Source organism: Ruegeria sediminis (genome assembly GCF_005938215.1).
Lineage (GTDB): Bacteria > Pseudomonadota > Alphaproteobacteria > Rhodobacterales > Rhodobacteraceae > Ruegeria > Ruegeria sediminis.
The window spans coordinates 15,463-40,987 of the sequence record NZ_VCPD01000007.1; the positions used below are offsets into that span (position 1 = coordinate 15,463).

At 66.4% G+C, this 25,525-nt stretch carries 27 protein-coding genes; 13 read left to right on the forward strand and 14 right to left on the reverse strand.

Features of this window, described 5'->3' with window-relative positions; translation table 11 throughout:
- Window positions 1–23: 23 nt before the first annotated feature.
- The 3 genes from FGK63_RS17000 to FGK63_RS17010 are packed head-to-tail and all read left to right on the forward strand — an operon-like array spanning window position 24 to window position 1,533.
- Window positions 24–578, forward strand: a complete 555-nt coding sequence (locus tag FGK63_RS17000; protein WP_138844486.1) for a helix-turn-helix domain-containing protein — start codon at window positions 24–26, stop codon at window positions 576–578.
- The gene (locus tag FGK63_RS17005; protein ID WP_138844488.1) at window positions 575–1,093 is read left to right on the forward strand and encodes a GNAT family N-acetyltransferase; all 519 of its coding nucleotides are present in this window, start codon (window positions 575–577) and stop codon (window positions 1,091–1,093) included. The genes FGK63_RS17000 and FGK63_RS17005 overlap by 4 nt, the downstream gene beginning before the upstream one ends.
- Window positions 1,090–1,533 (forward strand): DMT family transporter, encoded by a 444-nt coding sequence (locus tag FGK63_RS17010; protein WP_138844490.1) that lies wholly within the window; start codon window positions 1,090–1,092, stop codon window positions 1,531–1,533. Before FGK63_RS17005 ends, FGK63_RS17010 begins: the two co-directional genes overlap by 4 nt.
- Here the strand turns inward: FGK63_RS17010 and FGK63_RS17015 are convergent.
- A complete protein-coding gene (locus FGK63_RS17015; RefSeq protein ID WP_138844491.1) occupies window positions 1,530–3,197 on the reverse strand; it encodes an ABC transporter permease in 1,668 nt (555 codons plus the stop codon). The two genes, FGK63_RS17010 and FGK63_RS17015, sit on opposite strands and share 4 nt — an antisense overlap.
- Window positions 3,198–3,337: 140 nt before the next feature.
- Here FGK63_RS17015 and FGK63_RS17020 point away from each other — a divergent pair, with 140 nt between their 5' ends.
- A complete protein-coding gene (locus FGK63_RS17020; protein WP_138844492.1) occupies window positions 3,338–4,486 on the forward strand; it encodes an adenylate/guanylate cyclase domain-containing protein in 1,149 nt (382 codons plus the stop codon).
- A 36-nt stretch (window positions 4,487–4,522) separates the two neighbouring features.
- On the opposite strand, the gene FGK63_RS17025 is transcribed toward FGK63_RS17020, so the two are convergent.
- On the reverse strand, window positions 4,523–5,743 hold the full coding sequence (locus FGK63_RS17025; RefSeq protein WP_138844494.1) for a phenylacetate--CoA ligase family protein: 1,221 nt from the start codon (window positions 5,741–5,743) through the stop codon (window positions 4,523–4,525).
- A 128-nt stretch (window positions 5,744–5,871) separates the two neighbouring features.
- Here FGK63_RS17025 and FGK63_RS17030 point away from each other — a divergent pair, with 128 nt between their 5' ends.
- Window positions 5,872–6,702, forward strand: coding sequence for a hypothetical protein (locus tag FGK63_RS17030; RefSeq protein WP_138844496.1), 831 nt, complete (start codon window positions 5,872–5,874; stop codon window positions 6,700–6,702).
- Between the two features lie 4 nt (window positions 6,703–6,706).
- On the opposite strand, the gene FGK63_RS17035 is transcribed toward FGK63_RS17030, so the two are convergent.
- The 7 genes from FGK63_RS17035 to FGK63_RS17065 form a co-directional block, all read right to left on the reverse strand.
- Window positions 6,707–7,540 carry an ABC transporter ATP-binding protein gene (locus FGK63_RS17035; RefSeq protein WP_138844498.1) on the reverse strand — a complete coding sequence of 278 codons (834 nt, stop codon included), beginning with the start codon at window positions 7,538–7,540 and terminating at the stop codon, window positions 6,707–6,709.
- 113 nt (window positions 7,541–7,653) lie between these two features.
- Window positions 7,654–8,937 (reverse strand): ABC transporter substrate-binding protein, encoded by a 1,284-nt coding sequence (locus FGK63_RS17040; RefSeq protein WP_138844500.1) that lies wholly within the window; start codon window positions 8,935–8,937, stop codon window positions 7,654–7,656.
- A gap of 80 nt (window positions 8,938–9,017) precedes the next feature.
- Window positions 9,018–10,094: a branched-chain amino acid ABC transporter permease gene (locus tag FGK63_RS17045; protein ID WP_138844502.1), complete on the reverse strand. Its 1,077-nt coding sequence runs from the start codon at window positions 10,092–10,094 to the stop codon at window positions 9,018–9,020.
- A 3-nt stretch (window positions 10,095–10,097) separates the two neighbouring features.
- Window positions 10,098–10,355, reverse strand: a complete 258-nt coding sequence (locus FGK63_RS17050; protein ID WP_138844504.1) for a hypothetical protein — start codon at window positions 10,353–10,355, stop codon at window positions 10,098–10,100.
- Between the two features lie 40 nt (window positions 10,356–10,395).
- On the reverse strand, window positions 10,396–11,382 hold the full coding sequence (locus tag FGK63_RS17055; protein WP_138844506.1) for a branched-chain amino acid ABC transporter permease: 987 nt from the start codon (window positions 11,380–11,382) through the stop codon (window positions 10,396–10,398).
- 29 nt (window positions 11,383–11,411) lie between these two features.
- Window positions 11,412–12,230, reverse strand: coding sequence for an ABC transporter ATP-binding protein (locus FGK63_RS17060; protein ID WP_138844508.1), 819 nt, complete (start codon window positions 12,228–12,230; stop codon window positions 11,412–11,414).
- A 62-nt stretch (window positions 12,231–12,292) separates the two neighbouring features.
- Window positions 12,293–14,266: an AMP-binding protein gene (locus FGK63_RS17065; protein WP_138844510.1), complete on the reverse strand. Its 1,974-nt coding sequence runs from the start codon at window positions 14,264–14,266 to the stop codon at window positions 12,293–12,295.
- A gap of 236 nt (window positions 14,267–14,502) precedes the next feature.
- Here FGK63_RS17065 and FGK63_RS17070 point away from each other — a divergent pair, with 236 nt between their 5' ends.
- Window positions 14,503–16,419, forward strand: coding sequence for a PAS-domain containing protein (locus FGK63_RS17070; protein WP_425471862.1), 1,917 nt, complete (start codon window positions 14,503–14,505; stop codon window positions 16,417–16,419).
- The gene (locus tag FGK63_RS17075; RefSeq protein WP_138844514.1) at window positions 16,419–17,120 is read left to right on the forward strand and encodes a response regulator transcription factor; all 702 of its coding nucleotides are present in this window, start codon (window positions 16,419–16,421) and stop codon (window positions 17,118–17,120) included. Before FGK63_RS17070 ends, FGK63_RS17075 begins: the two co-directional genes overlap by 1 nt.
- A 17-nt stretch (window positions 17,121–17,137) precedes the next feature.
- Here the strand turns inward: FGK63_RS17075 and FGK63_RS17080 are convergent, their stop codons facing one another.
- Window positions 17,138–17,701 (reverse strand): TetR/AcrR family transcriptional regulator, encoded by a 564-nt coding sequence (locus tag FGK63_RS17080; RefSeq protein WP_171052693.1) that lies wholly within the window; start codon window positions 17,699–17,701, stop codon window positions 17,138–17,140.
- A gap of 83 nt (window positions 17,702–17,784) precedes the next feature.
- Between FGK63_RS17080 and FGK63_RS17085 the strand changes: the two genes are divergently transcribed.
- Both FGK63_RS17085 and FGK63_RS17090 read left to right on the forward strand, forming a co-directional pair.
- A complete protein-coding gene (locus tag FGK63_RS17085; RefSeq protein WP_138844518.1) occupies window positions 17,785–18,324 on the forward strand; it encodes a hypothetical protein in 540 nt (179 codons plus the stop codon).
- Complete coding sequence (locus tag FGK63_RS17090) at window positions 18,321–18,860, forward strand: hypothetical protein (RefSeq protein ID WP_138844521.1); 540 nt, start codon at window positions 18,321–18,323, stop codon at window positions 18,858–18,860. Before FGK63_RS17085 ends, FGK63_RS17090 begins: the two co-directional genes overlap by 4 nt.
- Before the next feature lie 11 nt (window positions 18,861–18,871).
- Here FGK63_RS17090 and FGK63_RS17095 read toward each other — a convergent pair whose 3' ends face one another.
- Window positions 18,872–20,056, reverse strand: a complete 1,185-nt coding sequence (locus FGK63_RS17095; protein WP_138844874.1) for a Zn-dependent hydrolase — start codon at window positions 20,054–20,056, stop codon at window positions 18,872–18,874.
- Window positions 20,057–20,214: 158 nt separating this feature from the next.
- Here FGK63_RS17095 and FGK63_RS17100 point away from each other — a divergent pair, with 158 nt between their 5' ends.
- From FGK63_RS17100 to FGK63_RS17115, 4 genes are read left to right on the forward strand one after another with little or no spacing between them, the layout of a single operon-like run.
- On the forward strand, window positions 20,215–20,865 hold the full coding sequence (locus FGK63_RS17100) for a histidine phosphatase family protein (protein WP_138844523.1): 651 nt from the start codon (window positions 20,215–20,217) through the stop codon (window positions 20,863–20,865).
- A gap of 27 nt (window positions 20,866–20,892) precedes the next feature.
- Complete coding sequence (locus FGK63_RS17105; RefSeq protein ID WP_138844525.1) at window positions 20,893–21,507, forward strand: glutathione S-transferase family protein; 615 nt, start codon at window positions 20,893–20,895, stop codon at window positions 21,505–21,507.
- Window positions 21,508–21,522: 15 nt separating this feature from the next.
- Window positions 21,523–22,578, forward strand: a complete 1,056-nt coding sequence (locus FGK63_RS17110) for a saccharopine dehydrogenase (RefSeq protein WP_138844527.1) — start codon at window positions 21,523–21,525, stop codon at window positions 22,576–22,578.
- A gap of 3 nt (window positions 22,579–22,581) precedes the next feature.
- Window positions 22,582–23,724: a saccharopine dehydrogenase family protein gene (locus FGK63_RS17115; RefSeq protein WP_138844529.1), complete on the forward strand. Its 1,143-nt coding sequence runs from the start codon at window positions 22,582–22,584 to the stop codon at window positions 23,722–23,724.
- 107 nt (window positions 23,725–23,831) lie between these two features.
- Here the strand turns inward: FGK63_RS17115 and FGK63_RS17120 are convergent, their stop codons facing one another.
- The 3 genes from FGK63_RS17120 to FGK63_RS17130 form a co-directional block, all read right to left on the reverse strand.
- On the reverse strand, window positions 23,832–24,149 hold the full coding sequence (locus FGK63_RS17120) for a DUF3775 domain-containing protein (protein ID WP_138844531.1): 318 nt from the start codon (window positions 24,147–24,149) through the stop codon (window positions 23,832–23,834).
- A 69-nt stretch (window positions 24,150–24,218) separates the two neighbouring features.
- Window positions 24,219–24,950, reverse strand: coding sequence for an SDR family NAD(P)-dependent oxidoreductase (locus tag FGK63_RS17125; RefSeq protein WP_138844533.1), 732 nt, complete (start codon window positions 24,948–24,950; stop codon window positions 24,219–24,221).
- A complete protein-coding gene (locus FGK63_RS17130; protein ID WP_138844535.1) occupies window positions 24,947–25,522 on the reverse strand; it encodes a DUF3833 domain-containing protein in 576 nt (191 codons plus the stop codon). The genes FGK63_RS17125 and FGK63_RS17130 overlap by 4 nt, the downstream gene beginning before the upstream one ends.
- Window positions 25,523–25,525 lie beyond the last annotated feature (3 nt).

Consider the following 25,525-nt stretch of genomic DNA (forward strand, 5'->3'; position numbering starts at 1 on the left):
GGAATCTGTTCCGGATATGAACGATGCTGGATGATCTGTCGGGGCGCCTCGCCGGGCGCCTGAAGGAGTTGCGGCTGGACCGGGGATGGTCGCTGGACCAGCTGGCCGGGGAAAGCGGGCTCAGCCGGGCGACGCTGTCGCGGATGGAGAAGGGCGAGGTCAGCCCGACGGCGGAAAGCCTCGGCCGCCTGTGCGCGGCCTTCGGCCTGCCGATGTCGCGCCTGCTGATGATGGTCGAAGAGACCTTTGCGCCCAAGGTGCCCTACGAGCGGCAGACCGAATGGACCGACCCGGAAACGGGATACACCCGCCGGTCGGTCTCGCCGCCGTCGCCGGGGCTGAGCGGCGAGGTTCTTGAATGCCACCTGCCGCCCGGCACGGCGATCGCCTATGACGCGCCGCCGAGGCCCGGGCAGGAGCATCATCTGGTCATGCTGGATGGCGCGCTGACGCTGACGGTGGACGGCACCCCGCACGAGTTGCGGGCGGGCGACACCCTGCGCTATCACCTGTCGGGTCCGAACCGGTTCGAGACCGGCCCGCAGCGCGGGGCGCGCTACTTGCTGGTGCTGATATGATCTCGCGGTTGGAGCAGGCAGAGCTTGCCGGGGCGCTGGAGGATCTGACCGGGATCCTGCATGGATGCGTTCATGCGGGGGCCAGCGTCGGGTTCATCCTGCCCTACGACGCGTCGGAGGCGCGCGCCTATTGGCGGGACCGGGTCTATCCCGCGGTCGCGGCCAACGGCACCGACCTGTTCGCGGCGCACGACGGCGGCAGGATCCGTGGCACCGTGCAACTGGCGATGGCGGCGATGCCGAACCAGCCGCACCGGGCGGATGTGGCCAAGCTGCTGGTGCATCCCGACGCGCGGCGGCGCGGGTTGGGCCGCGCGCTGATGCAGGCGCTGGAGGCGCGGGCGCGGGATCTGCGCCGGACGCTGCTGGTGCTGGACACCCGCAGCTTCGACCCGTCGCGGCAACTTTATGAAAGCCTCGGCTACGAGGTGGCCGGCGAAATCCCGCAATACTGCCGCAACCCGTTCGAAGACCGCTACGAGCCGACGACCTACATGTACAAGGTGCTGGCATGATCCCGGTGCTGATCCTTGCGGTGATCGCGGGCGGCGCGCTGATCGCGGCGCAGGGGCCGATCTATACGCGTATGGCCGGGATGCTGGGCGGTCCCGTGCAGGCGGCGATGCTGGCCTTCGCCGTCGGCGCCGTCGCGCTGCTGGCCCTGCTGACGGCGGTGGGCGGCCCGTTTCCGCGTCGCGCCGACATGGCGGCGGTGCCGCTCTGGGTCTGGGCCGGCGGGCTGATCGGCGTCTACGTGGTGCTGACCTCGATCCTGGCGGTGCCGCGGTTGGGCGTGGCGTCCTACATGGTCTGCGTGATCGTCGGGCAACTGGCGGCGGGCTACGCCTATGACAGGTTCGGCGCCTTCGGCATGGCGGTGCGCGAGTTCTCGGCGGCCAATCTGGCCGGCCTGGCGATGGTCGCGGCAGGCGCCGTGCTGGTGGTCTGGCGCTAGCGGTGGCGCCCGACCTGGCGGCAGATCAGAATCACCGGCAGCAGGCCCACGGCGAGGATCACCAGCGACGGCACCGCCGCGCCCTCGAGCCGCTCGTCCGAGGCCAGCCGGTAGGCCTGCACCGCCAGCGTGTCGAAGTTGAAGGGGCGCATGATGAGAGTCGCCGGCAGTTCCTTCATCACGTCCACGAAGACGATCAGCAGCGCGGTCAGCAGCGACGGGGTCAGGATCGGCAGATGCACCCGGCGCAGCGTGCCGAGCGGGGTCTGCCCCAGCGACCGCGCGGCGGCGTCCATGTTGGCGTGGACCGTGCTCTGCCCGCCTTCGTAGGCGCTGAGCGCGGCGGCCAGGAAGCGCACCATGTAGGCCGCGATCAGCAGCCAGATTGATCCGGTCACCAGCAGGCCGGTCGAGATGTCGAAGGTCTCGCGCATCCAGGCGTCGAGCGCGTTGTCGAACCGGGCGAAGGGCACCATCAGCCCGACCGCGATCACCCCGCCGGGCACCGCATAGCCCAGCCGCGCCAGATAGGCCGCCGCATCGGATCCGCGCCCGGGTTTCAGGCGCTGGAAGAAGCCGACGCAGATTGCCGCGCAGACCGTCACCATCGCCGCGGTTCCGGCCAGGATCAGCGAGTTCCGGATGAAGCCGACATAACGGCGCGACAGCAGGTCCTGTTCCGAGTCCAGCCCCATCTGCAGCAGGATCACCACCGGCAGGAGAAACCCGAACACCACCGGGATCACGCACAGGACCAGCGCCGCTGCCGATTGCCAGCCCTTGAGCTGGGCGGCGGGCAGGGCCGCGTGGCGCTTGCCGGCCTGGTAGTATTTCGCCTTGCCGCGCTGGGTGCGCTCGGTCACCGCCATGACCAGCGCGAAGCCCAGCAGGCACAGCGCCAGCTGCGCCGCCGCGGCGCGGTCGGCCATCGAGAACCAGCTGGTGTAGATGCCGGTGGCGAAGGTCTGCACGCCGAAATAGGCGACGGTGCCGAAATCGGCGATGGTCTCCATCACCGCCAGCAGCACGCCTCCGGCGATGGCGGGGCGGGCCATGGGCAACGAGACGCGCCAGAAGGCGGACCAGGCGCTGCTGCCCAGCGCCCGGGCGGCCAGGAAGGCGGTGGCGCTTTGTTGCAGGAAGGCGGCGCGGGCCAGCAGGTAGACGTAAGGATAGAGCACCAGCACCAGCATCAGGGCCGCGCCCTCGGTCGAGCGGATCTCGGGGAACCAGTAGTCGCGCGGCCCCCAGCCGGTCACCTGCCTGAGCGTGGTCTGTACGATGCCGGGATGATCCAGCACGAAGGTATAGGCATAGGCCAGAACATAGGCGGGAAAGGCCAGCGGCAAGACCAGGGCGATTTCCAGCAGCCGGACGCCGGGAAAGCGGGTCATGGTCACCAGCCACGCCGCGCCGACGCCGATGGCGAAGGTGCCGATCGACACCAGCAGCACCAGCACCGCGGTGGTCATCGCATAGCGCGGCAGCACCGTGTCCAGCAGGTGCGAGATCGTGTCGGTGCCGCCGGTCACGGCCGCCAGCACCACGGCGACCATGGGCAGCAGGCAGGCGGCGGCGATCAGGTACGCCGCCCCGCCCAGCACCCTGGTTCCGCGCGCGCTTTTGTGGCGCGATCCGTGCTCTGAATATTCGATCTGGGCCATGGTCCCGGCTTGCGGCGCGGTTCGTGTTGCGTTGCGCCATTAATCGACCAAATTACTCGGAAACGCCAGTGCGGATGCGAAGAATTTTCGCGGAAATCGCGGCCGTTCCGGTATCCTGCGGGCAGTATGGGAGCGGATCATTGGCGACAAGACCCGATCTGGGCGACATCACCACCTGGCTGCTGACCCGGGGCCGCTCGGCCCGGGACATCGCCGCGATGCTGGACGGGCTGTGCCGGAACCTGCTGGAGGCCGGGCTGCGGCTGGAACGCGCCACGGTGGGGGCGCCGCTGATGCATCCGATCGCGCGATCCTGTTTCGCGATCTGGCACCCCGAAAGCGGGGCGACGCAGCGGGAACTGGTCTGGGACGAAGCGGGGCTGGAGAAGATCCGCAACAGCCCGATGTATCCGATCTACACCGAGGGCACGGGAACGGACTGGCGGCTTGACGACGGCGCGCAGGTGACGCGGTTCGATGTCGGGCCGGAATTGCGGGCGGAGGGGTTTACCCACTACGTCGCCTTCGCCCTGCCTTTCGCGGATGGCAGTTTCAAGGCTTTCACCATCCAGACCCGGTCGCACGACGGGTTCTCGACGGGCGAGCTCGACCTGGTGCGGGGACTGGTTCCGGCCATCGCCGCGGCGGTCGAGCATCACGTGCAGCGCGGGCTTGCGGCGATCCTGATGAACACCTTCGTGGGCGAACGGGCCGGGATGCGGGTGCTGGAGGGGCAGATCCATCGCGGCGACGGCGACACCATCCGGGCGGTGATCTGGATGAGCGACATCCGCGCGTTCACCCGGCTGGCCGCCGAGAAACCGCCCGGCGAGGTGATCGGCCTGTTGAACCGCTGTTTCGAGACGGTGACGGGCGCGATCGCGCGGAACGGCGGCGAGGTGCTGAAGTTCATCGGCGACGCGGTTCTGGGCATCTTTCCGGTCGAGGCGGACGACGCGGACGCGGTGCGCCGCGCGGAGGCGGCGCTGGACGCGCTGCGGCGCGACATGGGCGGCGCGGATTGGCCGTCCGATCTGACTCTGGGCGTCGCGCTGCATCTGGGCGAGGTGTTCTACGGCAATATCGGCGGCGAGACGCGGCTGGATTTCACCGTGATCGGGCCATCGGTCAACCTGGTCAGCCGCGTCGAGGGCCTGTGCCGCCCGCTGGACGAACCGGTGCTGGTCACCGCGCCGGTCGCGGAGCTGTCGCGGCGGCGGTACCGGAGTTGCGGGCGGCAGAAGATCAAGGGCGTGGACCGCCCCGTCGAAGTGTTTGCGCCGGAGTGACCGGGCGGCAGGGGCACCGGGAGGCGCGCCCGGACCTCAGTCGTAGACCCGCTGATCCTCGATCACCAGCCCGTCCTTGGGCAGGGTGCCGGGCGCGACCACCTCGACCGCGCCTTTCAGCTTCAGCACCTCGACCACCGACCTGGCATAGGCGGCGCTGTCGCCGCTGGGGCTTTCGATCTGGACGGTCATCGCGTCCATCTCGCCCTGCCGGGTTGCGATGACGCGGGCCTTGACGATCTCGGCATGTTTTTCCACCAGCGCCGCCACCTGTTCGGGGCGCACGAACATGCCCTTGATCTTGGTGGTCTGGTCGGCGCGGCCCATCCAGCCCCTGATCCGCATGTTGGTGCGGCCGCAGGGCGACTGGCCGGGCATCACCGCCGACAGGTCGCCGGTGGCGAAGCGGATGAGCGGATAGTCGGGGTTGAGGGAGGTCACCACGACTTCGCCCACCTCGCCCGGCGCCACCGGCGTGCCCGTGCCCGGGGTGACGATCTCGACGATGACGTGCTCGTCGACGATCATCCCCTCCATCGCGGGGCTTTCATAGGCGATGTTGCCGAGATCGGCGGTGGCGTAGCTTTGCAGGCAGGTGATGCCCCGGTCGGCGTATTCCTGCCGCAGCGAGGGGAAGAGCGCCCCGCCGCCCACGGCCGCCTTGGTGAACCTGAGGCTGACTCCCATCTCGTCAGCCTTGTCGAGGATCACCTTGAGATAGTCCGGCGTCCCGGCATAGGCGGTGCAGCCCACGTCGCGGGCGGCGGTCACCTGCAGCTCGGTCTGGCCGGTCCCCGCGGGCAGCACGGCGGCGCCCACGGCCCGCGCGCCGTTCTCGAAGATCATGCCGGCCGGGGTCAGGTGATAGCCGAAGCAGTTCTGCACGATGTCGCCCTGCCCGATCCCCGTCGCGTGCAGGAATCGGCCCATGCGCCACCAGTCGTGATCGACGCCGCCGGGCTCGTAGATCGGCCCGGGCGACTGGAAGATATGGGCAAAGCCGTGCGCCGGCTTGACCGTGAAGCCGCCGAAGGGCGGGTTTTCGGCCTGGGCGCGGCCCAGTTCCGACTTGCGCAGCACCGGCAGGGCCGCAAGCGCCTCGGTCGAGGTGACGGCCTGCGGGTCAACGCCGTCGAGAAACGCGGCGAAGCTGGCGGCGCCTTTGGCGCGGGCGATCTGCTGCGGCAGCTGCGTGGCCATATCGGCGGCGCGTTCGTCCGCGGACCGGGTTTCGAGCGCATCGAAATGCTGTGTCATGGATAAGTCCTCCATGCGCCGCGCAGGGCGCGACAGCTTGCCTGATTGAGATTTGGTTTACGCAAGGGCAAAACCCCGCATGCATTTGCATACCGATTTCCCTTGAAGTCATGAGAGAGGATGAATTCTTGCCCGATGTCGAAACCGCCGAACTGGATCGCAGGATCACGTTTCACCAAGACATTCAGACCATGGAAGCGGACTTTTCCGGCTTTCACTTCGACGACTCGGAAACGGTCAACCTGTTCTACGACCGGCTGGAAGAGCGCATCGCGCAAACCGGTGAGGAGCTTTGGTTTTTTCTGGTGAACCTCTACGGCACCCGCATCGAGCCCGAGGCCTGGCTGGCCTATTCCCGCCGGGGCAAGGCGCTGAACCTGTCGCATTCCATGGGCTCGGTCCGCTACGACGCCTCGGAGGAAACGCGGGCGCAGATCGAGCGCGCGGCCAACACCGAATTCTTCGATCCGAACCTGTTCACGAGCCGCGACGAGGCGCTGGAGCGAATCGCCCAGCTGCCCAGCAAGCGTCGCAAGCGCATCCAGCACGATCCGAACTACGTTCTTGCCGATTTCGTGCGGCGCCTCAGCTTTGACCGCGAGGCCGGGATCATGAACGTGGACTTCTCTCATTTTGTCTTTCATCACTCGCGCGACGTGAACGAATTTTACGACTACATCGAAGAGCGCATCCGCGAGACCGGGCGGAGATGGTATTTCCTGGTCAACCTCAACGGCTGCGAGATCCTGCCGGCGGCCTGGGTGCAATACGCCCAGCGCGGCAAGCGGCTGAACGAGGCGGCTTCGCTGGGTTCGGTGCGCTACGCGGCCGGGTCCGAGACCGAGGCCGACATCCGCATGCGCGCCGAGACGCAGGGGTTCCGCCCCAACATCCGCAACTCGCGCCAGGAGGCGCTGGCCCGGATCGCGGAGATGAAAGCGGAAGCCGAACACGTCTGAGCCCTCACAGCCACCTCTTGCGGCGGCGGTAGGAACGCACGTCGCGGAAGCTCTTGCGGCCTTCGTCCGACACCCCGAGATAGAACTCCTTCACGTCCGGGTTCTCGCGCAGTTCGGCGGCGGGGCCGTCCATCACCACGCGGCCCGATTCCAGGATGTAGCCGTAATGGGCGAAACGCAGCGCCACGTTGGTGTTCTGTTCGGCCAGCAGGAAGGACACGCCCTCCTTCTCGTTCAGGTCCTTGACGATGGTGAAGATCTCTTCGACCAGCTGCGGCGCGAGGCCCATCGAAGGCTCGTCCAGCAGGATCGTCTCGGGGCGGCTCATCAGCGCGCGTCCCATCGCGACCATCTGCTGTTCGCCGCCCGAGGTATAGCCGGCCTGGCTGCGGCGGCGTTCCTTGAGGCGGGGGAAATAGCTGTAGACCAGATCGAGATCCTGCTGGATCTTGGCGCTGCCGTCCTTGCGGGTATAGGCGCCGGTCAGCAGGTTTTCCTCGACGGTCAGGTGTTCGAAACAGTGGCGTCCTTCCATCACCTGGATCACGCCCTTTTCCACCAGATCGGCGGGGTCGCTTTCGTGGATGACCTCGCCGCGGTACTTGATCGAGCCCTTGGTGACCTCGCCGCGCTCGGAATGGAGCAGGTTGGACACCGCCTTGAGCGTCGTCGTCTTGCCGGCGCCGTTGCCGCCCAGCAGAGCGGTGATGCCGCCCTTGGGAACGGTGAGGCTGACGCCCTTGAGCACGAGGATCACGTGATTGTAGATCACCTCGATGTTGTTGACCTCGAGCAGGGTTTCCGCCTGCACATCGGTGGTTGTTGCCGCATCCAGCATCAGCGCTTGTCCTCATGCCTGTCCCGGGTGCCCGGGACTTGTCCGGTTCGGGGCGGCGGGCTGCCGCCGCCCCGGTTTGATCGGCGCCCCGTCACGTCAGGGGCGCAGTCAGCTTAGTTGCACGCCGGTTCGATGTTGTTTTCCGCGGCATAGGCTGCGGAATCCTCTTCGATCAGCGCGCCGATCACCTCGCCGTCGGTCGGCTTGAACTCCGAGATCAGGGTCCAGGCCTTGTTGGCCGCGTCCCACTGGGTCACGCCGACAAGGGCGTCGCCGCCGTGGTTCTCGCAGGTCACCGAGAAGGTCGGGCCGAAATTCGGCAGGCCGAGTTCGGTCATCTTCTCCTCGGTCATTTCCAGCGCCTCCATGCCGTCGCGCATCTGGCTGGCATTGATGTCGGCGGTGCCGTGGATTTCCTGCGCCTTCTTGGCGGCCTCGGCTGCCAGCATGGCGGCGTAGAGACCACGGTTGTAGAGCACGGTACCCACCTGGTCGCCCGCGCCAGCGGCCTTGCCGGCGTCGATGACATGGGTCTTCAGGTCATCGTAGAGCGGGTAGTCGGTGCCGACGTTGTGGAAGGTCAGCGCCTTGTAGCCGTTCGCCGCATCGCCGGCGGGCATGACGTCATGTTCGGCGCCGGACCACCAGATGCCGATGAAGTTCTCCATCGGGAAGCGGATGTTGGCGGCTTCCTGGATGGCGACCTGGTTCATCACGCCCCAGCCCCACATCAGCACGTAGTCCGGCTTGTCGCGGCGGATCTGCAGCCACTGCGACTTCTGCTCCTGGCCCGGGTGATCGACCGGCAGGGCTGCCAGTTCGAAGCCGTGCTTCTTGGACAGTTCCTCGAGCGTCCGGATCGGCTCCTTGCCGTAGGCGGAGTTGTGGTAGACCAGCGCGATCTTCTTGCCGCTCAGGTCGCCGCCGTTTTCGTCCAGCAGGTAGTTGATCGCGCCCGAAGCGCCGTCCCAGTAGTTCGCCGGATAGTTGAAGGTATGGCTGAACACCTTGCCGTTCTTGGCCGAGGTGCGTCCATAGCCCATCGTGTGCATCGGAATGTCGTCAGCGGTGGTCTTGGGGATCAGCTGATAGGTGATGCCGGTCGACAGCGGTTGATAGATCAGCGCGCCTTCGCCCTTGGTCGATTCGTAGCATTCGACGCCTTTTTCGGTGTTGTAGCCGGTTTCGCATTCGATCACCTTGGCCATCACCCCGCCGATGCCGCCGTCACGCTCGTTGAGCAGCGTGAAATAGTCGGCATAACCATCCGCGAACGGGATGCCGCCTGCGGCGTAGGGGCCGGTCCGGTAGCTCAGCGACGGGAACACGAGATCCGCCATCGCCGGGCCTGCGGCCATCAGGGCGCCGAGCGCCACGGTTGCCAGTTTCTTCTTCATCGGGTTGGTCCTCCCTTGATTGATCCGATGTAGTGATGGGGCTGTCTTGATCGCCCCCTTTGAAGTCGGGCCAGCCCCCATCAGTAGGGGAAGGGCCAGAGCCGAAGCTTTTCCTTCGCCACCCGCCAGAGCTGCGCCAGCCCGTGCGGTTCGAGGATCAGGAACAGGATGATCAGCGCGCCCACGATCACCAGCTGCAGATGCGCCACGATGTCCGTAGGCCAGCCCAGCCAGTCGGCGCCGACGACCTTGAGCACCACCGGCAGCAGCACCAGGAAGGCCGCCCCGGCGAAGGAACCGAAGATCGAGCCCAGGCCGCCGATGATCACCATGAACAGCACCAGGAACGATTTCTGGATGCCGAAGGCCTCGCCCACCTCGACCGCGCCGAGATAGAGCGCGAAGAACAGCGCGCCCGAGATGCCGATGAAGAACGAGCTGACGGCGAAGGCGCTCATCTTGGCCTTCAGCGGGTTCACCCCGATGATCTCGGCGGCGATGTCCATGTCGCGGATCGCCATCCAGGTGCGTCCGGTCGTGCCGCGGGTCAGGTTGCGGGCGATCAGCGCGGAAAGCGCCAGAAAAACCAGGCAGAACAGGTAGGTGGCCCAGGCCGGCGCGTTGGGGCCGGTGATGATAATGCCGAACACGTCGCGCTCGGGCGCGTTGATCTGGCCCGAAGCGGAGTAGTTGTAGAACCACGGCACCCGGTTGAACAGCCACACCAGGAAGAACTGCGCCGCCAGCGTCGCCACCGCCAGGTAGAACCCCTTGATCCGCAGCGACGGCAGGCCGAACAGCACGCCGACCAGCGCGGTGATGCCGCCGGCGAGGATCACGTGGATGAACATGCTGACTTCGGGAAAGGCCGTCATCAGCTTGTAGCAGGAATAGGCCCCCACCGCCATGAAGCCGCCGGTGCCCAGCGACACCTGCCCGCAATAGCCCACCAGGATGTTCAGCCCGATGGCGGCGATGGCGTAGATCAGGAAGGGCAGCAGCAGCGCGTTCGCCCAGTAGTCGTTGATGAGGAAGGGGATGACGCCGAAGGCCACCGCCAGCACGACATAGTACCGGTACCGGTCGAACTTGATCGGAAAGGTCTGGCTGTCGTCCCTGTAGGAGACTTTGAAGTCCCCGGCTTCACGATAGAACATGGCTTACTTTCCCCATTCTTCCTGCGCCCGGTTGCGGGTCGCGGCATCCAGTTGTTTCGACGTTTTCGCGTAGCCGCTGTCTTCGGCGGAACGCACGAGTTTCATGTAGGCCACGATGCCGGTCACGAGTCCGGCGAAGGCCAGAAGCGCCGCGATGACAAGCTGCCGTTCGCTCAACCCCTCGGCGGTCAGCGCGAGGTAGCCGAAGGCCCAGAACCCGGCCCAGGCAATGACGTTGACGATGGCGATCAGCTTTTTCATCCTGTCTTCTCAAATCGTTGCCCCCTGGCGAAGGCGCCACTCACACCCTTTCGATGATCTTCTCCCCGAACAGGCCCTGCGGCCGGAACACCAGGAAGATCAGCGCCAGCACGTAGGCGAACCAGTTCTCGGTCGCGCCGCCCACCAACGGGCCGATGGCGAATTCAAAGAGCTTCTCGCCCACGCCGATGATCAGTCCGCCGACGATGGCGCCCGGGATCGAGGTGAAGCCGCCCAGCATCAGCACCGGCAGCGCCTTGAGCGCGATCAGCGACAGCGAGAACTGCACGCCCGACTTGGTGCCCCACATGATGCCGGCGACCAGCGCCACGAAGCCCGCGACCGACCAGACCATGATCCAGATGAAGTTCAGCGAGATGCCGACGCTCAGCGCCGCCTGGTGGTCGTCGGCCACGGCGCGCATGGCGCGGCCCTGCTTGGTGTACTGGCTGAAGGCCACCAGCGCGGCCACCAGCAGCGCCGCGATGACCGTCGCCACGATGTCGAGGTTGTCGATGAAGAAGCCGTAGCCGAAGATGTTGAACGTCGCCTCGTCGATCCACAGGTTGATGCCCTGCGGCAGGCCCACGTCCAGCGTCTTGATCTCGGAGCCCCACATCAGGTCGGCCACGCCTTCGAGGAAATAGGCCAGACCGATGGTGGCCATGAACAGGATGATCGGCTCCTGCCCCACCAGGTGGCGCATGACGAAGCGTTGCACGCACCAGGCCAGCAGCACCATCACGCCCATGGTCAGCAGGATCGCCAGCAGGGCCGGGATGTGCCATCCGAAATGGGTGATGTGGCCGCCGAACACGGCGTTGATCAGGTGGGCGAACGGAACCTGCCCGTTCATGATCCCCACCAACGTCATCGCCGCGAACAGCGCCATGACGCCCTGGGCGTAGTTGAAGATCCCGGACGCCTTGTAGATCAGGACGAATCCCAGGGCCACCAGCGCGTAGAGCACCCCGGCCATCAGGCCGTTCAGGATGACCTCGGTCGCAAAAATCAACTGATCAGGCATGTCAGCCTCTCCTCATGTCTGTCAGGCGGTCAGTCATGCGCAACGCCCAGATAGGCGTCGATGACTTCCTGGTTGTTGCGCACCTCGTCCGGGGTGCCGTCGCCGATCTTCTTGCCGTAATCCATCACGACCACCCGGTCGCTCAGGTCCATCACCACGCCCATGTCGTGTTCGATCAGGGCGATGGTGGTGCCGAATTCGTCGTTCACGTCGAGGATGAAGCGGGACATGTCCTCTTTCTCTTCGACGTTCATGCCCGCCATCGGCTCGTCCAGCAGCAGCAGCTTGGGTTCGGCCGCCAGCGCGCGGGCCAGTTCGACCCGCTTCTTCAGGCCGTAGGGCAGCCGCGCCACCGGCGTCTTGCGGATGTGCTGGATTTCGAGGAAGTCGATGACCTTTTCCACCACTTCGCGGTTCGCGGTCTCTTCCGCCTCGGCCTTGCCCATCCACATGGCCTGCTGGAGGAGGTTGGTCTTCATGTAGTTGAGACGCCCGGTCATCACGTTGTCCAGAACGCTCATCCCCTCGAACAGGGCGATGTTCTGGAAGGTCCGGGCGATGCCCTGCCGCGCCACCTCGTAGGGGCGCATCTGCGGACGTTTGGCGCCGCGGAACCAGACCTCGCCCTCCTGCGGGACGTAGAAGCCCGAGATCACGTTCAGCATCGAGGACTTGCCGGCGCCGTTCGGGCCGATGATCGCGCGGATCTCGCCCTCGCGGATGTCGAACGAGATGTCCTTGATCGCCACCACGCCGCCGAAGCGCAGGGTGATGTTCTTCATTTCCATCACCACGCCGCCGATCTTGCGGCCGTCCTCGGTGACGTATCCTTCGGATGCATCGAGCATCGGCTACTCCCTTGTCTGTTTGGCCGGGGCGGATGTCTTGCGGCAGATGCCGTATGTCGGGCTCATTCCGCCGCCACCTTGTGCTGGGTCGTGGGAACCACCTCGGCGTCGCAGATCTTGAGCGTCGCCTTGATCGAGCCCTTGCGGCCATCCTCGTAGGTCACCTCGGTGACGGTCGAGACCGTATCCGACCCGTCGTAGAGCGCGGCGATGATGTCGTGGTACTTGTCCTCGACGAACTTGCGGCGCACCTTGCGGGTGCGGGTGATCTCGCCGTCGTCGGCATCCAGTTCCTTGTGCAGCACGACGAAGCGGTGCACCTGGCAGCCCGACAGCATCTCGTCTGCGGCCACGGACTTGTTCACCTCGGACACGTGGCTGCGGATCGACTCGAGAACCTTGGGGTGGCCCGCCAGTTCCTGGTAGGAGCCGTAGGCGATGTTGTTGCGCTCGGCCCAGTTGCCGACCGCGTTCAGGTCGATGTTGATGAAGGCGACGCAGTGGTCCTTGCCATTGCCGAACAGCACCACCTCGAGGATGTCGGGGTAGAACTTGAGCTTGTTCTCGACATATTTGGGTGCGAACATCGAACCGTCGGCCATCTTGCCCACGTCCTTGGCGCGGTCGATGATCCGCAGGTGGCCGCTGTCCTCTTCGATGAAGCCGGCGTCGCCGGTGGCGACCCAGCCCTCGGCATCCTTGGTCGAGGCGGTGGATTCGGGGTTCTTGAAGTATTCGACGAAGACGCCGGGCGAGCGGTAGAAGATCTCGCCGTTCTCGTCGATCCGGATCTCGACATCCGGGGCCGGCACGCCGACGGTATCGGCGCGCACCTCGCCGTCCGGCTGCACGGTGATGAACACGGTCGCTTCGGTCTGGCCGTAGAGCTGTTTCAGGTTGATGCCCAGCGAGCGGTAGAAATCGAAGATCTCGGGCCCGATCGCCTCGCCGGCGGTGTAGCCGACGCGGAAGCGGCTGTAGCCCAGCGTGTCCTTGAGCGGGCCGTAGACCAGGATGTTGCCGACCGCGTATTTCAGACGGTCCCAGGCGCCTACCGGCTTGCCGTCGAGGATGCGGCCGCCGACCCTCTTGGCGTGGGCCATGAAGTGGTGGAACATCCGCTGCTTCAGCTTGCCCGCATCCTCCATGCGGATCATCACGTTGGTCAGCTGCGATTCGAACACCCGCGGCGGCGCGAAGAAATAGGTCGGGCCGATCTCGCGCAGGTCGGTCATCATCGTGTCGGCGCTTTCGGGGCAGTTCACGCAGAAGCCGCACCAGTAGGCCTGTCCGATCGAGAAAATGAAGTCGCCGACCCAGGCCATCGGCAGGTAGGACAGGATGTCCTCGTCGCGGGTCAGCTTGTCGAACTCGGCCGAGTTCTTGGCGCTTTCGATCACGTTGCGGTTCGACAGCACCACGCCCTTGGGCTTGCCGGTGGTGCCCGAGGTGTAGAGCATCACGCAGGTGTCGTCATAGGTGATGGCGGCGATGCGGCGGTCCAGCTCCTCGTCGAAACGCTGGTGGCCGGCGCGGCCTTCGGCCATGATGTCGGCCAGCGCGTTCATCTGCGAGTGGTCGTATTTCCGCATCCCGCGCTTGTCGGTGTAGAGGATGTGCTTGACCTGATGCAGGTTCTCCTGGATCTCGATCACCTTGTCGACCTGCTCCTGGTCGCCGCAGACCACGTATTTCGCGCCGCAATGCTCGAGCACATAGGCCATCTCTTCGGCGACCGAATCCTGGTAGAGCGGCACCGGCACCGCGCCCACCATCTGCGCGGCCACCATCGACCAGTAATGCGCCGGACGGTTGCGCCCGATCACCGCGATGTGGTCGCCCTTGTCTACGCCCAGTTCCAGAAAGCCCAAGGCGATCGCGCGGATCTCGGCCGCGGCCTCGGACCAGCTCCAGCATTGCCAGATGCCGAATTCCTTTTCCCGGTAGGCCGGGGCGTTCCCGAACTGCGTCGCGTTGCGATGAAGCAGCGCCGGCAGGGACTGCAAACCCTGGGCGCCCGACTGCGTCTGAGCCAATGTCTATCTCCTCCCCATCCCGGACCCTTGCTGAGCCCGGAAACGATCGCTGCTGCGATTCCGTCCCAATTAGGAACGAGGCTGAGGTTGGGCGTCAACTTTTTCCTGATGTTTTCCCAAATGTTACGAATTGTAACAGCGAGCGGGAAAATCCATGCGATCCTGTCACGCATCGCGACGGGCCGCCGGGCGGCGGTCGAAACGCCCCTACCCCCGGTCCGATTCCGGTGCTAGGCATGAGTTCCGGGAGACTGGACTTGGACATTTCTGAACAGCGCATCAAGGCATTGACCACTGCCGGCCTGAACCTGATCGGGCAGGCGCTGTCGATCTATGACAGCAAGCTGCAGCTGGTCCTCAGCAATCACAGGTTCCAGGAGATGTTCGATCTTCCCGAAGAACTGGTGCAGCCCGGGGCGTCTTTCGCGGAAACGATCCGGCATCTGGCCGAGCATGGCGAATACGCGCCCGAATCCGATATCGACGAGATCATCCGGAGCAGGGTCGACCAGGCGCTGGCCTTCGAGCCGCATTACATCGAACGGGTGCGGCCCAACGGGCAGGTGATCTCGGTCGAAGGCTCGCCGCTGCCGCAAGGGGGGTGGGTCGCGGTCTATACCGACATCACCCGCACGAAGCGGGTCGAGGAGTTGTTACGCGCCCGCTCGGAAGAGTTGTCGGACCAGCTTTTGACCCATGCCGAGGAGCTTTCGGCAACCAACCGGGAACTGGCCGCCACCATCTCGGCGCTGGAAGAGGCCAAGCGGCAGCTGACCGAGATCGAATCGCGCACCCGCATGACCACCGAGATGATGCCGGCGCATATCGCGCATGTGGATGCGGACGGGCATTACACCTATTCCAACCGGCGGCTGAGTTCGGTGATGCCGGGACGGCCGTCGGAGATCCTGGGGCTGCACATCTCGGAGGCGCTGGGCCCCTCGGCGTTCGCCCGCGTCGCGCCGCACCTGCAACGGGCCTATGGCGGGCGCACATCGGTGTTCGAGTTCACCGAAGACCACGATCAGCGCCGCATCCGGGTGTCGTTCACGCCGGACCAGGGCGGCGGGGTCTACATCCTGTCGATGGACGTCACCGAGGAGACCCAGGCCCGCGTCGCGCTGCAGCAATCCCGGCGGCGCGCGATGGCGGCGCAGATGACCAGCGGGCTGGCGCATGATTTCTCGAACCTGCTGACCATCATCCTGGGGATGCAGGGCAAGCTGGAAAGGATGGAGCTGCCGGAGGAGGCCGCCGAACTGGTCGCGGCCACGCAGCAGACCGCGCGCCGGGGCGGGCAGCTGCTGAACCGCATCGCCGACATGACCGGCAACCGGACGCTGCACCCGCAGGCGACCGACATGCGCAGCCTGCTGGAGGACATGAAGATCCTCGCCTCGCCCTCGCTGCCGCGCGGGATGGGGCTTTCGGTGGTCAACACGCTGCCGGACGAGGCGCTGATGCTGGATCCGGGCATGTTGCAGGACGCGCTGCTGAACTTGGTGCTGAACGCCCGCGACGCCTGCGGCACGACCGGGCAGATCACCATCAGCGCCCATGCGATCGGCACGATCTGGGTCGAGATCACCGTCACCGACACCGGCCCAGGCTTTTCGCCCGAGGCGCTGGACAAGGCGCTGAACCCCTTCTTCACCACCAAGGGCAGCGAGGGGTCGGGGCTGGGCCTGCCGATGGTCTATGACATGGTCAAGCTGGCGGGCGGCGACCTGCAGCTGCGCAACACCGCATCGGGCGCGTCGGTGGTGCTGCGCCTGCCCTACCGCCCGGCGCCCAGGGCGCGGGACGGGCTGGCGCTGCTGGTCGAGGACAATGACGAGCTGCGCAGCCAGTTCCGCGACATGCTGGTCGATCTGGGCCTGTCGGTGGTCGAGGCGGCCTCGGTCGACGAGGCCTGCGCGCTGGCCGCCGCCATCGAGGACGTCTCGGTGGTCCTGTCGGACATAAGGCTTGAAGGGTCGGGCACCGGGCTGGACCTGATCCGGCGGCTGCGGCCCGATCTGCCCTGCATCCTGATGACCTCGCTGCCGCTGTCGGACCCGCTGCACCGAGAGGCCCTTGCGCAGGGGCCGGTTCTGCGCAAACCCTTTTCCCGCGCACAGCTTTCCGCGCTGATCCGGATCGAGGCCGCCTGATGACCCAACCGCTGGTGACCATTCTCGACGACGAGCCGGAAATCCGGCAGATCCTGACCGACGCGCTGGAGGATGCCGGGTTCCGCACCCAGTGCTTCGCCCGGGCGCGGGAATTCGAAGCCTCGCTCAAGCGCGTGACGCCCGACGTGTGCCTGGTGGACCTGTCGCTGCCGGACACGGACGGGCTGGCGCTGGTGCATCGGCTGGCGCTGGAGCAGGGCGCGGCGGTCATCATCATCTCGGGCCGCGCGCAGGTGCAGGACCGGGTGACCGGGCTGGAACTGGGGGCGGACGACTACATCACCAAACCCTTCGACCCGGCCGAGGTGGTGGCCCGTGTGCGTGCCCGGCTGCGCGCGCCGCGCGCCGTGGCGCAGGGCGGCGACACCGCTTATTTCAACGGCTGGACGGCGCATTTCGACCGCTACATCCTGGAAGACGAAAGCGGGTCCGAAACCCCCTTCAGCCACGCCGAGGGCGAGGTGCTGCGGCTGTTCCTGGAAAGTCCCAAACGCCTGATCAGCCGCGCCCAGATGCAGGAGATCCTGGGCGGCGGCGCCGGCGAGAGCTTTGACCGCGCGATGGACGTGCGCATCTCGCGGCTGCGCACCAAGCTGGGCGAGGACCCAAAGAACCCGCGGCTGATCAAGACCATCTACGGGGCGGGCTACATCTTTCTGGGCGATGTCAGCTGGCGCTGAGCCTTGACGGCGCCGGTTCAGCTGCGCCGCATGGGCGCGCAGGTCGCCATCAGCATCGACACGTAGGCGCGGATGGCGTCCCTTTCGACCCGGTTCTGGGCCAGGTCGCGGCACAGGGCCAATAGCGCGGTGGTCAGGAATCCGGCGGCGGGGGCGTCCTGCGCCAATCCGGCGCCCCGGAGTTCGCTCTGGATCTCGTGATGCAGCAGATCGCGGATCGGCCGATCGCTTGCCGCCAGAGAGGTCAGCAGCAAGGTGGTTTTGGGGTCTTCGGCGGCGAAATCCAGCAGCATGTTCAGGCAGCGTTCGAGCCGGGCGAGGCCGCGCGGTTCTCCGGCGTGCAGCGTGTCGAACCTGGTCTTGATGTCCAGCGCAACCTCGGCCGCGACCGCGGCGACGAGATCGTCCGTGCCGTCGAAATAATTGTAGAACGACGTCCGCCCTACCCCGGCCACGTCGCACACATCCATGACGGTGACGCCGCCGACGCCCTTGTGACCGATGACCTCCCGCGCCGCGTTCAGCAGGTCGGACCGCGTGCGGCGCGCCTTTGGCGTCAGGTTTTCCACTGGTTTCGCCACGAAGTTTTCCTTGCCTTGCCGTTTTTTCTGACATATCTGTTATTTTTAACTGACACAACTGTCATTTTTAGGAGGTGACGGCCATGCAACGCCTGATTTCCCTGATCGAATCCCTGGCCAACTGGAGGGGTATGCTGATCCTTCTCGCCTTGTACGCCATCGTCTTCGGCACGATTCTCGTGACGCTCGGCCAGTTGCAGGAGGTCACCGGCGGCTACGGCATTCTCGATTTCGACCGCGGCTATTCGCCCGAGCGGGTGAACGAGGTTCTGGGCAGCTACGGTCCCGAAGGCATGGCGCTTTATCGGCGCATCCTGTTTCTGGATATCTTCAACCCGGCGCTCTATGCGCTGATCGTCGCCTGCCTGACCTGTCTCTTGTGGAAGGACCGGGGGCCACGCTGGCTGGCGCTTGTGCCGCTGCTTGCCGCGCTGGGGGATTATCTTGAGAATGCGGCGCTTTTCCTGATGGCGCGCGCATTTCCGGACGTGCCGGAGGGCCTGGTTCACATGGGCTCGGCCCTCAGCCTGCTGAAGAACGGGCTGCTGGTCGTTGCCGTGATCCCGTTTCTGGCGGGGCTGGCCCTGTGGCTTTTGTCCCTGCTGCGGAGGACGCTTGCATGATTGCCCGCATGACGTTCGATCCGAGCTGGCGCTTCGTTCTGGCCTTCTGGGCGGCGACGCTCGTCCTGTTCGGCCTTTACCTGGCCTATGTCCAGCCGTTGAAGGAGGTCCTGGCCCCGGACATCTATCTTGATCTGCGCTTCGACGGCTACGATCACCCCGAGGCGTTGGCCTTCTACGAGGGCCTCGGCGTGCTGGGGCGCGGCTTTTACATGCGCTCGACGCTGTTCGACACGGTGTGGCCGCTGATGATCGCGGTGTCGGGTTTGCTTCTGGCGCGGAAAACCTTCCGCCGCGGCTGGCTGGTCGCCGTCCTTGCGGCGGGTCCGGTGGCGTTCGGACTGCTGGATCTGGCCGAAAACATCTGCCTCATCGCGATGAACTGGCAGTTCCCGGATTTCTCGGAACGGCTGGTTTCGGTCTCGAACGCGCTTACGCTGGCGAAACAGCGCACCATCCCCTTCGCCTTCGGCGCGTTTCTTGGGTTGCCGGTTCTGGCGGCGGTTCTGGCCGTCGCCCGGCCGAAAACGGCCTGACGGGCGGACGGCTACGCCAACGCCTCCACGGCCCGCTCGAGGACGCGCAGGCCGGCGACCAGGTCGGCCTCGTCGGTGTCTTCGGCGAAATCGTGGCTGATGCCGCCGATCGAGGGCACGAACAGCATGGCGACCGGCATCAGCCGCGCCACGTTGGTCGCATCGTGCAGCGCGCCCGAGGGCATGGTGCGCCATTTGCCCGGCGCTACGTCCCGCGCGCCGGTTTCCAGCGCCGCCTTCAGCCGGGCGTCCATCGCCACCGGCTCCAGCCCCAGAAGCGGGCCGAACTCCAGCTCCATGCCGGTTTCACGGGCGACCTCATGGGCGGTGTCGCGGATGATCTCTTCCATGCGCGCCAGCCGCCCGGCATCCCCGTCGCGCCATTGCATCGAGAATTGCGCCCGCCCCGGCACGATGGACGAGGCGTTGGGATGCAGTGCCACATGCCCGATGGTCCAGACCGTGCGCGAAGTGACCAAATTGCGGAAACGGTCGTTGATGCGGGCGTTGAACAGCGACAAGGCCTGGAAGGCGTCGCGGCGCAGGTGCATCGGCGTGGTGCCGGCATGGTTCTGCTGGCCCCTGAAGCTGATTTTCATGTCGCGGATGCCGACGATGTCGCTGACCACGCCGATCTGCTCGCCCTCGGTGTCGAGCGTCGGCCCCTGCTCGATATGCATTTCGACAAAGCCGGTGAAGCGGGCAGGATCGACGAAATCGCCGGCCAGACCGGCCATCGCGGCCCGCGCCGCGCCGAAGGACACGCCCGCATGGTCGGTCAGCGTGTCCGCCTCGGCCAGCGGCAGGTGGCCGGACCAGATCGCCGATCCAGTGGTCACGCCGAACCGGCCCTCTTCGTCCTGGAAACTCACGACCGAGACCGGCCGGCCGGCCGAGCGGGCCACTTCCAGCGCCGCGATGACGCCCAGCGCGCCGTCGAGCCAGCCACCCTCGGGCTGGCTGTCGGAATGCGAACCCATCAGCAGCGATGGTCCTTCGGCCAGGCCGAACAGGTTGCCGACCGGATCGAAGCGGACCTGCAGACCGGCGTCCTCCATCCGGGACGCGAGCCAGCGCCGGGCCGCGACATCGGCCTCGGAATAGGCGGGCCGCACCACGCCCTTGCCGACGCCCGACGCGCCGAAACCGCGCAAATCGTGCAGATCCTTCAGGAACCGTTCCGCATTCACCGCCATGGCCAGTCCTTTCGATGTCGCCTGCATTTGCCGGTCGACCATACCGCCAGCCCCGGCCGCCGCAAGCCGGGCGCGGCGGTTTTCGCGCCAATGGGGCGAAACCCCTCTGGCCCCTGCCGGAAACCTCGCCTAAGACATGCCCGCAAGAGGAGCAGGCCATGTCCCACATCACACTGGTTCGCCACGGTCAGGCCAATACCGAGGCGCGCGACGAAATCAGCTATGACCGCCTCAGCGATCTGGGCCACCAGCAGTCGCGCTGGCTGGGCGCGCATCTGCAGGACACCCGCGCGCATCACCCCCGCGCCTATTGCGGAACCCTGACCCGCCACGTGGAAACCGCCGCCAGCATGGGGCTGCAGGACCCGATCCTGGATCCGCGGCTGAACGAGATCGAGTATTTCGCGCTGGCGCGGATGTACGAGGAACAGCACGGCATCGCCGTTCCGCAGGACCGCGAAGGCTTTGTCCAGCACCTGCCGATGACCTTCACCGCCTGGGCCCGGGGCGAGATCGACAACCCGCCCGAAACCTTCGACGCCTTCGAGGCGCGCGTCTCGGAGGCGCTGCGCGAGATCGGCACCGATGGCGGGCCCGCCATCGTCGTCACCTCGGGCGCGCTGATCTCGATGGTGGTGCGGCAGGCGCTGGGGCTGGACATCGCGGCGATGGCGCGGGTCGCCCTTGCCATCATGAACACGTCGATGCATCGTCTCTACCCGATCGGCGATCACCTGAGCCCGGTTCTGTTCAACGCCGTCCCGCATCTCGAAGCGCCCGACCGGCAATTCGCGCAGACCCATTTGTGACCGGCCCAGCCCGGACGGAGGTTGACCATGCAGCTTTACTATGCGCCCCGCACCATCTCGGTCGCCGTGGCAATCGCGCTGGAAGAGGCGGGGCTGGATTATGAACCCGTCCGCATCGATTTCGCCAGCGCCGAACAGACCGGGCCGGCCTACAGGCAGATCAATCCCAAGGGCCGGGTGCCGGCTCTGGCGGTCGAGGGCGGCATCCTGACCGAGACCGGCGCGCTGCTGGAATACGTGGCGGCGAAGGCGCCGCAGGCCGGGCTGGTGCCGGAGGATCCGGTGCCGGCGGCGCGCATGCGCGAGGTGATGTATTACCTGGCCTCGACCATGCACGTGAACCATGCCCACAAGATGCGCGGCGCTCGCTGGGCGGACAAGAAGGCCAGCTGGAAGGACATGACGGCCAAGGTGCCGCAGACCATGACCGCCGCGTGCCGGTACATCGAGACGGGCGGGCTGCGCGGGCCGTTCGTGCTGGGCGACCGGCTTTGCCTTGCCGATCCCTATCTCTACGTGATCTGCACCTGGCTGGAGGGGGACGAGGTCGATGTCTCGGCCTTTCCCAGGATAACGGCCTTCCGCGAGGCGATGGAGAGCCGCGCCTCGGTCCGGGCGGTCAAGGCCGCCGGAATGCTCTGACAACAAGGACGAACCATGACACATCTCTGGGTCCGGGCGGAACAGCGCCCCAACGAGGAACGGGTGGGGCTGACGCCCGCGGGCGCGGCCCGGCTGATCGCGGCGGGTATCCGCGTGACGGTCGAGGAAAGCGCCGCCCGCGCCATCCCGATCGACGGCTACAGGGACGCGGGCTGCGAGATCGCGCCCGAGAACGGCTGGCCCCAGGCACCGGCTGACGCCATCATCTTCGGCCTCAAGGAACTGCCCGAGGACGGCACGCCCCTGCCCCATCGCCACATCATGTTCGGCCACGCCTTCAAGGGCCAGCATTCCGGCAAGGCGCTGCTCAGGCGGTTCAAGGCCGGCGGCGGCACGCTTTACGACCTGGAATACCTGGTGGACGAGACCGGCCGCCGCGTCGCCGCCTTCGGCTACTGGGCGGGCTACGCAGGCGCGGCGGTGACGCTCAAGACCTGGGCGGCGCAGCGCCGCGGCGGGATCTGCGGCCCGGTCGGGGTCTATCCCGGCAAGGATGCGCTGATCGCCGAACTGAAGGCGGAACTCGACGCGACCGGCGCGCCGCGCCCCAGCGCCATCGTGATCGGCGCACTGGGCCGGGTCGGCACCGGCGCCGCCGATCTGTGCGAGACGATGGGGGTCGCGGTGACCAAGTGGGACATGGACGAAACCGCGCATGGCGGCCCCTTCCCCGAGATCCTTCAGCACGACCTGTTCCTGAACTGCATCTTCGCCCGCCCCGGCACTCCGGTCTTTGTCCCGCGCGAGGCGCTGACCGCGCCGCGCCGGTTGACCGCCATCGGCGACGTGGCCTGCGACCCGGACAGCGACTACAACCCGGTTCCGGTCTATGACCGGGCCACCACCTGGGCCGAGCCCGCCCTGCGCGTCGCCGCCGACCCGGTGCTGGACGTCATGGCCATCGACAACCTGCCTTCGATGCTGCCTGTGGAAAGCTCGGAGGATTATTCGGCGCAGCTGCTGCCCTCGCTGCTGACGCTGACCGACATCGAAACCGGCGTCTGGGGCCGGGCCAAGGCCACGTTCGACACTCATATCGAAAGGATCTGACAGATGACCATCCACTGGTGCGGCACCGGCCTGTCGGCCATTCCCGGATTGCGGCGGCTGATCGAGGCCAGGCACGACGTGACCGTCTGGAACCGGACCGTCGACAAGGCAAGGGCCGAGGTCGGCGACCTGACCGACGACATCCGCGCCTTCGACATCGGCGCTTTGGGCGAGGTTCTGAAAAAGGGCGACGTCATCGTCTCGATGCTGCCGGGCGACTGGCACGTGCCGCTGGCCGAACTGGCGATCGAAAAGGGCGCGAATTTCGTCTCGTCCTCCTACATCGCGCCCGAGATGCGGGCACTGGACGACAAGGCGCGCGAGGCGGGCGTGGCGCTGGTCAACGAGGTTGGCCTCGACCCCGGCATCGACCACCTGATGGCCCATGCGCTGGTGGACGACTACCGCGCCTCCGCCGCCTTCGACCCGCAAAACCACCTGAGCTTCATTTCCTATTGCGGCGGCATTCCCAAGCACCCCAACGCATTCCGTTACAAGTTCAGCTGGTCGCCGCTGGGCGTGCTCAAGGCGTTGCGGTCGCCGTCGCGGTCGATCCGCAACTACGCGCCGCTGGACGTGGCCCGGCCCTGGGACGCGATCTCGAGCTATGTCGCGCCGCTGCCCGACCCCGAAAGCTTCGAGGTCTATCCGAACCGCGACTCTCTCCCCTTCATGCGGCAGTACGAGTTCGAGGAGCACTGGCCGGTCAAGGAATTCGTCCGCGGCACGCTGCGCCTGAACGGCTGGTCCGAGGCTTGGGCCGGCGTGTTCAAGGAGATCGAAACCCTGTCCGGCCCGCAGGGCGACGCGCGGCTGAAGGACATGTCGGACACGTTCTGGGCCGAGAACGCCTATGACGAGGGCGAGCCCGACAGGGTGGTGCTCTGCGTCGGACTGAAGGCCGAGAAGGACGGCCGCGAAGTCTGGCACAAGACCTACGTGATGGACGCCTGGGGCGACGAACGCGGCACGGCGATGGCGCGGCTTGTCTCGATCCCGGTCTCGCTGGCGGTCGAGGCGGTGCTGAACCGGGCGATCCCGGCCGGCGTTCACGCGGCGCCCAGCGATCCGAAACTGGTCCAGAAGTGGATGGGCGAAATCGACAAGCTGGCCCAGCACCTGCAGGTCGTCGACCACACCGCCTGAGACAGCACGGGCGCGGTCGGCCGGCTGCGCCCGCGACTTCATCTTTTCGGAAATACTCCGGGGAGCGCGAGGGGCTGGCCCCTCGCCCGCCGATCGGCCGCCCGGCGTTACATCAGGTCGTTCTCGACATCCTCGGCCGAGATGCCCAGTGCATCCAGCCCGTTTTCCAGGTGGTCGGACAGGTGCGGGGTGCCGATCAGGTAATCGGCGCAGGGGGTCGTGGCTTCGGTTTTTGCGGTCGCGATGGCCTCGGCCAGATCTTCGGGAAAGAAGCTTTCGCGCCCGATCCACATGATTGCCACCAGCTCGGCCTGCTCGTCCTCGCTCATCCTGTCGATGAAGGCGCGCAGCTCGCCTTCGGCGCGGCCCAGCTCGCGCCCCATCAGGGCCACCTGCGCCACCGTTCTCGGCGAAATCTCCAGCATCTCCGTACTCCTCTGTCCGCTTGTTCCTCGGCCCATCACAATCAGGCTCGGTCACGCCCGTCTTTGATCTTACGCAAACAGACGGTAGTAGAGCCAGTCCGGAAGAAACTGCGACAGGCGGAACAGCCAGGAGAAAGGCGCGGGAAAGCTGCGCTGGAACCGCCGGCCGTTCATGTGCCGGAACATCGCCTGCGCCGCCGCTTCGGGCTCCATGATGAAGGGCATGGCGAAATCGTTCTTCTCGGTCAGGCGGGTGCGGATGAAGCCGGGATTGACCAGCTGCACCTCGACCCCGGTTGCCCGCAGATCCGCCCGCATGGATTCGGCCAGGACCATCACTCCGGATTTGGACGCGGCATAACCGATCGCGCCGGGCAGCCCGCGAAACCCCGAGAGCGAGCCGGTGATCACCACGTGACCGCGGCCGCGCGCGGTCATGGCCGGGAGACATGCGCCGAGGGTGCGGACCAGCCCTGTAAAGTTGACGTCAGCCATCGCCACGGCCCGGTCGAAATCCCAGTCCTGGGCCCGCATCGGCCAATAGACACCGGCCAGGAACACCACCCCGTCGATGTCACCCACCGCGACGCCGGCCTGCCGCACGCCGGCATCGTCCGAGACATCGACCGGCAGGACTTCGCAGGGGCCGGGCAGCCGGGCGGCCACGGCGCGCAGCCGGTCTTCGGAGCGCGCGGACAGGACCAGATGCGCGCCGGCGCGGCTCATTTCCACGGCCAGGGCGGCGCCCAGCCCATCGCTGGCGCCGACCAGCCAATAGCGTTTGCCGGCCCAGTCCCTCATGCCGCCATCCGGTCCTGGTCGGCCGGGCGCATCACGGCGACAAGCTCGGCCACCTTGATCCCGAACTTGCGGAACTGCGAGCGGTTCACGATGACGCCGCCCGGCGCGAGATACATCCAGTCCACCACGTCCACCACGTGCCCGCCCGCGCTTTCGGGCAGCCGGATCCGGTAGCGCATCTGCACCGCCGATCCCATCTGCGTGCCTTGTCCGGTGCCGACGACATCGCCGGCGGTCGCCTCGATGCGGCCGTCATTGCCGAGGCGAAGCTGCCACAGCCGGCTCTGGACGGTGCCGGTGTCATAGGCGAAATGCTCGGTCATGGTTCCGGCATTGCCTTCCCATTCGGCCCGCATGTCGCCCTGGAAACGCGAGGCCACCCGCCCCGTCGGCCCGAAGATCACGCCCTCGCAGGCAATCGGGCCGTTCAGGTGCCGGCGCAGGTCGAATTGCGGCCCCATCGCTTGGTAATCTTCCGGGCGCTGCGCCGAAAACCCGATGACGCGGCTTGCGGCGAGGGCACAGGCAAGGGCGAGGGCTGCGCCGAGCAGCATGAACAGGAACGGTTCCATGAG